We start from the raw sequence: 10,849 nt of genomic DNA, 5'->3' as shown, positions 1-10,849 counted from the left end.
GAGGATGGTGTGCTGGCAAATCCGCACACAAAAGTCCTTGCTGTGATGTGGAGCGAACCAGAGTAGCGAAGCATGCGGACCGGCTGCCGAGAAAAGCCGCTATTGTGCCATATGTGCCCGTACCGTAAACCGACACAGGTGGATGAGGAGAGAATCCTAAGGCCGACGGAAGAAGTATTGTTAAGGAACTCGGCAAAATGACCCCGTAACTTCGGGAGAAGGGGTGCCTGAGAAATCAGGCCGCAGAGAATAGGCTCAAGCAACTGTTTAGCAAAAACACAGGTCTATGCAAAACCGAAAGGTGAAGTATATGGGCTGACGCCTGCCCGGTGCTGGAAGGTTAAGAGGAGAGGTTAGCGCAAGCGAAGCTTTGAATTTAAGCCCCAGTAAACGGCGGCCGTAACTATAACGGTCCTAAGGTAGCGAAATTCCTTGTCGGGTAAGTTCCGACCCGCACGAAAGGCGTAATGATTTGAGCACTGTCTCGACAATACATCCGGTGAAATTGAAGTACCAGTGAAGATGCTGGTTACCCGCGCCAGGACGGAAAGACCCCATGGAGCTTTACTCCAGTTTGGTACTGGGATTCGGTACTGCATGTACAGGATAGGTGGGAGACGAAGAAGTTAGGACGCCAGTCTTAACAGAGTCGCTGTTGGGATACCACCCTTGCAGTATTGGGTTTCTAACCAGCCGCTGTGAACCAGCGGTGGGACAATGCCAGGCGGGGAGTTTGACTGGGGCGGTCGCCTCCGAAAGGGTATCGGAGGCGCTCAAAGGTTCCCTCAGAATGGTCGGAAACCATTTAAAGAGTGCAAAGGCAGAAGGGAGCTTGACTGCGACACCGACGGGTGGAGCAGGTACGAAAGTAGGACTTAGTGATCCGGTGGCATAAAGTGGGATTGCCATCGCTCAACGGATAAAAGCTACCCTGGGGATAACAGGCTTATCACTCCCAAGAGTTCACATCGACGGAGTGGTTTGGCACCTCGATGTCGGCTCATCGCATCCTGGGGCTGTAGCAGGTCCCAAGGGTTGGGCTGTTCGCCCATTAAAGCGGTACGCGAGCTGGGTTCAGAACGTCGTGAGACAGTTCGGTCCCTATCCGGCGCGGGCGTAGGATATCTGAGGGGAGCTGGCCTTAGTACGAGAGGACCGGGCTGGACGGACCACTGGTGCATCAGCTGGATACCAAATCCATAGCTGGGTAGCCAAGTCCGGAAGGGATAAACGCTGAAGGCATCTAAGCGTGAAGCCCCCCCCAAGATGAGATGTCCCTGTCTATAAGACAGTAAGACCCCTGAAAGAGTATCAGGTAGATAGGGCAGAGGTGGAAGCAGCCATTGCACACCTCGACTGACAATGATTAGCCAGCTCCCGAACTGGAAAAAGCAGTAAGATGGTAGGACGGATGAAGAGATGTGGAGCAGATTTATCTGCGGAAACAGCTCTTAAGCCGGACGAACATTTGCCTGCAAATGACATCGAAAATGCGAAGCGTTTGAGATGACCATCTTAGTTTATTTCAAAAGCCTAAGGACATACTTCAAAACTTCCATACAATGTAAATAGCATAGCCTATTCATAATCCTCGATAGCTCAATGGTAGAGCGCACGGCTGTTAACCGTGATGTTGTAGGTTCGAGCCCTACTCGGGGAGTTTTTTTATCAACATTGATAAATAATATATGGCTCCGTGGTCAAGCGGTTAAGACATCGCCCTTTCACGGCGGTAACACGGGTTCGATTCCCGTCGGAGTCACTTGGGTGAAAACTCATGGATTGTAAACTGCAAGATTGGCTGAAAGGCTGGGTTCATAGTCTGCAGAAGGCATACGCCGATGTGGCTCAATTGGCAGAGCAGCTGATTTGTAATCAGCAGGTTATCGGTTCGAGTCCGATCATCGGCTTTATATGGACCTTTAGCTCAGTTGGTTAGAGCAACCGGCTCATAACCGGTCGGTCCTGGGTTCGAGTCCCCGAAGGTCCACTTTTATTTTAAATTTATTTGGCCCAATGGCTCAGTTGGTTAGAGCGCCGCCCTGTCACGGCGGAGGTCGCGGGTTCGAGTCCCGCTTGGGTCGTTTTGGGATCTTAGCTCAGCTGGGAGAGCATCTGCCTTACAAGCAGAGGGTCACAGGTTCGAGCCCTGTAGGTCCCATATGCCCGCGTGGCGGAACTGGCAGACGCGCAGGACTTAAAATCCTGTTGTGGTGACACAGTACCGGTTCGATTCCGGTCGCGGGCATTCATACCGATGGTATGTAATAATTTAATATGTGCGTGTAGCTCAGCTGGATAGAGCACTTGGCTACGGACCAAGGTGTCGGGAGTTCGAATCTTCTCACGCACGTGGAAAAAGGACTTTGAATCTTTGTTTAGCAGAGATTTGGGGTCTTTTTATTATATAAAAAAGGGTGGCGCAGGTATGATACAGGATATTGCACCAATGAAATTTCACAATGAATATCAACAGAGAGAATGCCGGGATAAGGATATCGTATTTTTATTTTCGGGAAATAAACTCCTGGTAAAAAAAGATTCTAAAATCAGTTTCTTCTATATAAAAGAGTTTTCAAAAGAACTTATAAAAGAGACAGAACAAGAGGCTGACGGATTCGGTAACAAAAGATTGCAATATCTGTTTTCTATTGATGATGTACAGTATTATCTGCTGAATGTATGGACAAAGGAAGAAGCAGAAAAAGAGGTAGAAAAGCAGCTTGATGAGCAGGTCAATAGGCAGAGCAAAAAGCAGAACCATAATATTGGAAATATGGAATGGGTTACGATTCGCAGCCTGCGGGAAACAGTTTCAAAGAAAGATTGTTTTGCTGCGGCAACGGCATATCATTTGTATGTGTGGTATCGGGATAACCGTTATTGTGGCAGATGCGGAAAGGAATTGCAGCCGGATACGAAGGAGCGGATGATGCGTTGTGCATGCTGTGGCAATATGGTTTATCCGAAAATTGCTCCGGCAGTAATTGTGGGAGTAATATACGATAATAAAATATTGATGACAAAATATTCAGACAGGGAATATAAGAAATACGCATTGATTGCAGGTTTTACAGAAATTGGCGAAACTGCGGAAGAGACAGTTCGCAGGGAAGTCATGGAAGAAGTAGGATTGAAAGTAAAGGATATTGTATACTATAAGAGTCAGCCATGGGGCTTTGATTCCAATCTTCTGATGGGATTTTATGCCAGAGTGGAAGGAACAGATGCCATTACTTTAGATAAGAACGAACTTTCACTGGCAGAATGGGTACCAAGAGAACAGGTTGCAGGCATGGATGATAAAATCAGTCTTACCAGGGAGATGATGGAGAATTTCTATCAGAATGGCGAAAAATGTTTGCAATAACTACATTTTCTTGACAGTTTTGCATAAAAAATATATGATATAGAAGTGAAAAATCTTTTCAGAGAGGACTGATTTATTAATGAAGAATGAGAGTAAAAAGGCGAATGCAAAGCTTACATCAGTTCTTGCAGCAGTGCTTATTATAGTAGTAGCCATTGTAGCGGTAATTGCTGTAAAGACAAAGGATAGTGGAAGTCTTGGAACTTATTCATGTGAAATTATGTCAAGCGATAATTCATCGACTGTTTTTGAAATTACATTTAATGAAAAGAATAATACTTATAAAGAGAATATCAGTGTGGGAGACAAGGCAGTAGAGCTGGCATCAGGAACATTTGTCATGGATGGAAATAAGCTTACACTGACCTCCGATGGTGGCGATGTACAGAATCTTGTAAAACAGGGAAAATACCTGATTGCAAAAGATTATTTATATGAAGGTGAGATACCGGATGGAGATACTTTTGATGCTACCTGTACATTTAAGAATAGTAATAATGTGGTATATTCCATTACCTTTAAAGCGGATGGAACTTATGTACAGGATGATAATGGAGATGTATCGGAAGGAACTTATACGCGTGACGGAGACTGGATTAAACGTGAGAGCAGTTCTGGCACAAGCGTAGGAATTGATTATTTGATTTATAGCGGAAGAATAACTAATTCCTACTATATAAAAAAATAAAGCAAAAAAGTAATGGAATAGAAGAGTTGAGGAAAATAAATGTCAAGAGAGGAATTCCTAACAGAATTAAGAAAGGCTTTGCAGGGAAGGGTAAGCCAGCAGGCGGTGAATGATAATCTCCGCTATTATGAAGAATATATTCTTACAGAATCTCATAAAGGAAAGACGGAGGCTGAAGTAATTGCAGAATTAGGAAATCCAAGACTTCTTGCAAAAAGCATAATTGATGCAGAAAATGCAACGGCAGAGAAAACTACAGCAGAACCACAAAAGGGAATGGATGGGCAGGAAACAGCTTCCGGAGAGTATTCTTTTAAGAAGATTAAAATTCGAATCTGGCTTATATTAGCGGCAGTATTTCTGTTTGTAATTTTGCTTATAATTCTGCTTGCACAGGTAGTTGCATTTTTACTTCCGGTTCTGCTTCCGGTAGCAATCATTTTCTTTTTATTTATAGCAATGGGTATGAACAAAAGATTTTAATAAGCAAGTATAATAAAGTAATTTTAATATAGAAATAACAGAGGAATTGGTGTTATGGCAATGATTAAGGTCCCGGCAGGGAAATGCTTTATCAAGCATGGAACAGCGGTAAATGCACTGTATATGGTAATTCATGGAACAGTGAGACAGGTGTCTAAGCTGGAAGAAGTGCAGATTGGAAGCGGTAATATAATAGGTCTGATGGATTGTGCAGAAGAAGAATATATAGCAGATTATGTGGCAGCGGATGATGTAACACTTTATCCGTTTCATTATCATGCTCCGGAGGACTTTGGTAAGATATTTATCAGTCAGCCGAAATATGCAGCAGCATTTTTATCTGTGGCAATTCGTGAGGCAGACCATATGCTTGGACGAAACCAGAGATTTCAAAACAGTACAGAAAAATATTATAGCTTTGCACTGGCAATGTATCAGAAATATCAGGAGTTATGTAGAAAATATTGCATTCAGGAGAAAAGTTTCCGGAGAATAGAGAGCCTGCAGCCTTATGTAAGAACCAATATGGCACCGAAATGGGAAGCGGATTATTTCCATGAACTGGCAGAACTTGGGAATAGTGGAACTATGGATTTCTTTCAGCAGAAAGAGGATTTGCTGACGGGACAGATTATGCAGGCAGCAAGAGCTATGTGCAAAGCGGTAAGAGAGATTGACCATGCAAAAGAATATTTACAGGAGCATGTAAATCTGTATCTGGATACCAATCGAATGGATTTATTACAGCTTTATTTTGACATGGCAGCCCGTGCAGCAGCAAGTGGAGCTGACATCGGGGAAATACGACAGGCAATAGAGCCATTGTTACAGTTTATCAAGGACAACCGTCTGGGAGATGCAGGAGAACGGGACAAACGAATTACGGAATATCAGACTTATGATTTTAGCAATATAAAGATAAAGGCAGATGCAATATATAACTTTGCAGGAGAACTGATTGGTGAAGTACCAAAGCCGCAGGCAGAGGATAAGCTGGTTCAGGGAACGGAAGATTTACTGGAACAGGAATATGCGGAAACCGATGGAGAAGAGGAAGAAGAAACAGAGGACTGTCTGGTACATATCTTAGAATATGCAGGAGTGGCAGCAGAGGATGTACATAAAATTCGAAGCAAAATGCATGAATATGATGCAATTCCGGATAATTTTGATAATGATGAGAAAACGAGAAAACTTCGGAAAGAGTTGACAGCATTATTCTATGCTACTTATAAAAATGTATTTAAGCATGCCATGAAAGATGCGGATGACCTAGACCCGGTTATTCAGATGTTTTTGAATTTTGGATTTATGGATGTGGGAATGGTAGGAGAAGATACCGCTAATGAACTTTATGATTTGACAGATAAACTGTTCAAGTGTAAAAGCGACCATGTCTATACCATGTTTGAGTGGCTAAAGAGCATCTATGAAGGAAAGAATGAACCAAGCCGGAATGAATTTGACCTGGATTATAATGGATATCTGGCAGAGCAGAAGCGGATGGGTAAGCTGGATGCAGCAGGAATGGAGCGGTTGAAAACAGACTGCTGGGAAAAGACCAAATATGAGATGAATAATATGTTTGTGTCAACGAACCGGGCAACTTATGGAAAAGTAAGTACCTTCTGTCCGATTCTGAGCAAGCATGACATGGTGCAGGAAGCAGAGAAGATGCTGGTGACTGCAGAGCGGATTGAGGAGGCAATCAAAAAAGTCCGTGAAGTTGATTATTCGTTGTTCTACCGTGAAGTGATTTTTTCAGATCCGATGCATGGTGTAAATGCTGAACCGGTGCAAAAAGAAGTATTTCCAGATGTTATTCTGATGCCGAATGTGGGAATGAAAGCAATGATGTGGCAGGAGACTGCCGGAGTAAAACGTGATACATCCGCCCGATTTGTTTTCCCGGTTATGACTATCTACAGCCTGCAGGATATGATGATAGAGACCTGCGGAAGATTCCGTTGGGAAATGTGCCGTAAGATACAGGGAATGCGTTGGAATGATATTACAGAGAAATCCCTAACTTCAGAATATTGTGATTATATCCAGTACTATCGGAAAAATCGTGATTTATCCACAGAGGCAAAGGAGAAGATTAAGAATACACTCTGGAAGTCAAAGAATAACTATCGTGAAGTATTTATTTCTGATTATATCGGATGGATTAAATACGAGGCAGGCGGCAGTTTCCGCCTGAACCGTGTAGCAAGGGATATTCTGTTCCGTTATTGTCCGTTTGCCAAGAAATACAGGGATGCATTAGAGGCAAACCCGATGTATCAGGATATGATTAGCCGGTTTAAAATATTCCAGGAACGTAAACTGCGTCATATCGATGGATTCCGTACCAGATATGAGAAGAACGGCGGCGAGATGAATATGGAACTGCAGGAAAATATGAATTTCTATAATATGTAAAGAACAATAACTACGAGAAATACGTTTTGCGAGCTATCGCGGTGCTCGCAAAATCTGAGTAGAAAAGAAGTTTGCTCAAGCGAGCTTGGCTCCTTCTTTTCTCCCAGATTTTTCTCGCTACTCGCGTAAATAAGAAAGCCACATGAATCTTAGGATTCCTGTGGCTTTCTTGAGGGGAGTATAAATAATTAATAAGGGGTATAACTGTATAAAAAAACAATTCTTATACGAAAAAAATTATAATATAAAAGTTTTTAAAATGCAATGCAAATGAGAATAATAATAAGAAATTAAGAAATAATATCACTGTATCAGAGAATCAAAAGAAAAAGTATCTGATAAAAAAAGGAGGCGATATTATGGCAAAAAATGCAGATAATGCAAAAAACAAAACAAGCAATGTAAACCGCACAATGAATGCTGATAATGATTTTGAAAATGCGGATAACAAAACCGGCAACAAAGCAGGCAATAAGACCAGCAACAGAAGTGATAATAAGGCGGATAACAAGACATCCAACAAATGTAATTACTAGGTCAATCTTATTGAAAAACTGCATATATTAAAATAAGAAACAGATTACAAGGAACACTTTGTAATCTGTTTTTTTATAGCAGAAAAAGTCAGGAGATTTTTGGGGGAGATGGCATATGAGATTTACGGCTATCAGTGTAGCGGAATTATGGAAACTAAAAGATGATCCACAGATATATATTGTTGATTTGAGAAGCAGGGAGGATTTTCAGGTATTTCATTTGAGAAATGCCCATTGTTATCCTTATGATGAGATAGAACACTGGGAGCATAAGCTGCCGAAAAATCGCAAGATACTGCTGTGTTGTGAGTATGGAAATACAAGTATGTATGCAGCAAAAAGACTGACGCGGCAGGGATATCAGATATATACTCTGATTGGAGGCCTAAATGCACTAAATGGATAGAAAAGAACATTGACAGTGTCATTTAGAACAGATAAGATAGTAGTGATAATGGAGAAAGAACATATGAAAACATACGAATTAACAGTGCCATGTCATTTTGGCTTAGAATCAGTTTTGAAAAAAGAAATATATGATCTGGGATATGAAATCTCAGAGGTGGAAGATGGAAGAGTGACTTTCATTGGTGATGCAGAGGCAATCTGCCGTGCAAATATTTTCCTGCGTACAACGGAGCGTGTGCTGCTTCGGGTAGGAAAATTTAAAGCGGAGACATTTGATGAATTATTTGAAGGAATCAAGGCACTTCCATGGGAAGAGTATATTCCGGAAAATGGTAAATTCTGGGTCACCAAGGCTTCTTCCATAAAGAGTAAATTGTTCAGTCCGTCAGACATCCAGTCTATTGTTAAGAAGGCAATGGTAGAACGGCTGAAACAGAAATATCATACCAATTGGTTTGAAGAAAGTGGTGCATCCTATCCGGTACGAATTTTCCTGTTGAAGGATGAAGTAATGGCAGCATTAGATACCTCCGGAGAATCTTTACATAAGAGAGGCTACCGGACTCTTACCAGTAAGGCACCAATCACAGAGACCCTTGCAGCAGCATTGATAATGCTGACACCATGGAATAAGGACAGAATTTTAGTAGATCCATTCTGCGGAAGTGGAACATTTCCGATTGAAGCAGCAATGATTGCAGCCAATATAGCACCGGGCATGAACCGTAGTTTCCTAGCAGAGCAGTGGACAAACCTGATACCGCGTCAGCTCTGGTACGATACAGTAAATGAAGCCCAGGAAATGGTGGATACCAATATTAAGGTGGATATCCAGGGATATGATATTGATGAAGAAATTGTGCGTGCAGCAAGAGAAAATGCAAAGCGTGCCGGTGTGGATGGCATGATTCATTTCCAGCAGAGACCGGTAAGCCAGTTGAACCATCCGAAAAAATACGGTTTTATCATATCCAATCCGCCATATGGTGAGCGATTGGAAGAAAAGGCGGCATTGCCGGAATTATACCAGACAATTGGTGAGGCATACAGAAGGCTGGATTCATGGTCTATGTACCTGATTACCAGCTATGAGAATGCACCAAAGGATATCGGAAGAAAACCGGATAAAAACCGCAAGATTTATAATGGAATGTTAAAGACATATTTCTATCAGTTCATGGGACCGAAGCCACCAAAACGGAAAGGGACAAAAGAGTGAGGGAAAAAGTACGTTATTCTAAGAGATATGTAGTGTTCACGTTACTTTTAGTTCTTGCATTGATACTGAAATTTGCCAATTTTAAGGGTGTAACCGAAGAAATCGGACAGTTCCGTGGTGCAGATTTGCAGAGCAGCGACTGGAACCCTCTGATTGCAAAAAGCATCAATGAGAAGAATCTTACGGTAGCGATTGATAATAAAGTATATACCAACAAGGACAATGGAATCTATATGGATGAAAATCTGAATCTGATGGTACCATTGGACTTGATCCGGGACAGTTATAACTGCAGCGTGCATCTTTACGATGACACGGCTCTTTTGATAGAAAAATATTCAGACAGCTTGTGGATGAGCTTAGATGACCAGGAAGTACAGATAAATGATGAGAAGGAGAAATTTTCTTCTACATTGACACGGATTGATGACCGTTATTATGTGCCGGCAGAGGTCATTGCCTCGAAGCTTGGTTATTCTTATGCATGGGATGTTAATAAAAATGAAGCAGTGGTGGTGAATACTTCTTCTGAGACAAGCATTCTGCCATCTCATTATGACTTGCGGGAGAAAGGAAGAGCACCGCAGGTGAAGAACCAGGGAAATAAGGGAACCTGCTGGGCTGCATCTTCTCTGGCAGCACTGGAATCCATGCTGCTTCCGGAAGAAAATGATATATTTTCCACCGATAACATGAGTCTTGGAAACAGTTTTGGCTTAGGACAGAATGATGGTGGGGAGTATACTATGAGTCTGGCATATCTGACTGCATGGCAGGGTCCTGTATTGGAAAAGGACGACCCATATGACGGTGAGCTGACAAAGAATTTAGCTCCGGTCAAACATGTGCAGGAAGCACAGATTATTGAAAGCAAGGATTTGGAGAAGATTAAAGAGGCAGTTTTTAAATATGGTGCAGTCGAGACTTCTATTTACAGTACATTGCAGAATGTCAACAGCCGTTCCGAATATTTTAATCAGGAGACCAATTCTTATTGCTATGTTGGTTCAGAAAAGCCGAATCATGATGTGGCGATTATTGGCTGGGATGACAGTTATGCGAAAGAGAATTTCCCGGGAGATTTAGAGGGAGACGGTGCATTTATCTGCCAGAACAGCTGGGGAAAAGATTTTGGAGACAATGGAGTATTCTATGTCTCTTATTATGATACCAATGTAGGAATTCACAATCTGGTTTATACCGGAGTAGAAGATACCGATAATTATGATATGATTTATCAGTCCGATTTATGTGGCTGGGTCGGTCAGCTGGGATACAACCGTGATACCATTTATGGAGCAAATGTATATACAGCGGAAAGCAATGAAAATTTAGAGGCAGCAGGCTTCTATGCAACCGGGAAAAATACGGAATATGAAGTATATGTAGTAAAGGACTATGATGGAAGGGAAAGTCTGTCCAAACGGCAGAAAGTAGCTTCCGGAAAGTTTGATAATGCAGGTTTCTATACCGTTACTTTTGATAAGAAAATTGCAGTGAACAAGGGAGAAAAATTTGCCATTGTACTGATGATAAAGACTCCGGATTCCGTGCATCCAATGGCAATTGAATATAAGGCAGATGAATCAACCAGAAACGTAGATCTTTCCGATGGAGAGGGATATATCAGTACCAACGGCAAAAACTGGGAAAATGTAGAAGAAACCCAGTCTGCAAATCTTTGTATAAAAGCATATGCAAAAGAAAGGTAAGTCAGAGCG

General features: G+C 42.0%; 8 protein-coding genes, 8 tRNA genes and 1 rRNA gene (1 of these 17 cut by a window edge). All 17 read left to right on the top strand.

Translation table 11 applies throughout. From position 1 onward, the window contains the following. Positions 1-1,385, top strand: a 23S ribosomal RNA gene (locus DV740_RS14960) (it extends 1,633 nt beyond the left edge of the window). Between the two features lie 203 nt (positions 1,386-1,588). Further along, a tRNA-Asn gene (locus DV740_RS07690) sits at positions 1,589-1,660 on the top strand. A gap of 30 nt (positions 1,661-1,690) precedes the next feature. Next, positions 1,691-1,762, top strand: a tRNA-Glu gene (locus tag DV740_RS07685). 75 nt (positions 1,763-1,837) lie between these two features. Then, a tRNA-Thr gene (locus tag DV740_RS07680) sits at positions 1,838-1,910 on the top strand. 6 nt (positions 1,911-1,916) lie between these two features. Continuing rightward, a tRNA-Ile gene (locus tag DV740_RS07675) sits at positions 1,917-1,990 on the top strand. Positions 1,991-2,010: 20 nt separating this feature from the next. Continuing rightward, positions 2,011-2,084: transfer RNA gene (locus tag DV740_RS07670), tRNA-Asp, on the top strand. A 4-nt stretch (positions 2,085-2,088) separates the two neighbouring features. Further along, positions 2,089-2,161 (top strand) — tRNA-Val (locus tag DV740_RS07665). A gap of 3 nt (positions 2,162-2,164) precedes the next feature. Further along, positions 2,165-2,248 (top strand) — tRNA-Leu (locus DV740_RS07660). A gap of 31 nt (positions 2,249-2,279) precedes the next feature. Continuing rightward, positions 2,280-2,353, top strand: a tRNA-Arg gene (locus DV740_RS07655). Between the two features lie 75 nt (positions 2,354-2,428). Continuing rightward, positions 2,429-3,370: an NAD(+) diphosphatase gene (gene nudC, locus DV740_RS07650; protein ID WP_117841675.1), complete on the top strand. Its 942-nt coding sequence runs from the start codon at positions 2,429-2,431 to the stop codon at positions 3,368-3,370. A gap of 79 nt (positions 3,371-3,449) precedes the next feature. Beyond that, positions 3,450-4,058 carry a hypothetical protein gene (locus DV740_RS07645; protein ID WP_117698507.1) on the top strand — a complete coding sequence of 203 codons (609 nt, stop codon included), beginning with the start codon at positions 3,450-3,452 and terminating at the stop codon, positions 4,056-4,058. A gap of 39 nt (positions 4,059-4,097) precedes the next feature. Next, a complete protein-coding gene (locus tag DV740_RS07640; protein ID WP_117841676.1) occupies positions 4,098-4,541 on the top strand; it encodes a DUF1700 domain-containing protein in 444 nt (147 codons plus the stop codon). A gap of 54 nt (positions 4,542-4,595) precedes the next feature. Beyond that, entirely contained in the window at positions 4,596-6,965 is a 2,370-nt protein-coding gene (locus DV740_RS07635) for a Crp/Fnr family transcriptional regulator (RefSeq protein WP_118087798.1), read from the top strand. Between the two features lie 359 nt (positions 6,966-7,324). Next, positions 7,325-7,501, top strand: coding sequence for a hypothetical protein (locus tag DV740_RS14785; RefSeq protein ID WP_158561539.1), 177 nt, complete (start codon positions 7,325-7,327; stop codon positions 7,499-7,501). Positions 7,502-7,616: 115 nt separating this feature from the next. Beyond that, on the top strand, positions 7,617-7,907 hold the full coding sequence (locus DV740_RS07630; protein WP_117698510.1) for a rhodanese-like domain-containing protein: 291 nt from the start codon (positions 7,617-7,619) through the stop codon (positions 7,905-7,907). Between the two features lie 63 nt (positions 7,908-7,970). Beyond that, complete coding sequence (locus DV740_RS07625) at positions 7,971-9,128, top strand: THUMP domain-containing class I SAM-dependent RNA methyltransferase (protein WP_118057254.1); 1,158 nt, start codon at positions 7,971-7,973, stop codon at positions 9,126-9,128. 32 nt (positions 9,129-9,160) lie between these two features. Next, positions 9,161-10,840, top strand: a complete 1,680-nt coding sequence (locus DV740_RS07620; RefSeq protein ID WP_242994246.1) for a lectin like domain-containing protein — start codon at positions 9,161-9,163, stop codon at positions 10,838-10,840. Positions 10,841-10,849 lie beyond the last annotated feature (9 nt).

It is taken from the genome of Roseburia sp. AF02-12 (genome assembly GCF_003461765.1).
Classification (GTDB): Bacteria; Bacillota; Clostridia; order Lachnospirales; family Lachnospiraceae; genus Roseburia_C; species Roseburia_C amylophila.
This window is presented reverse-complemented; position numbering and strand designations above follow the sequence as displayed.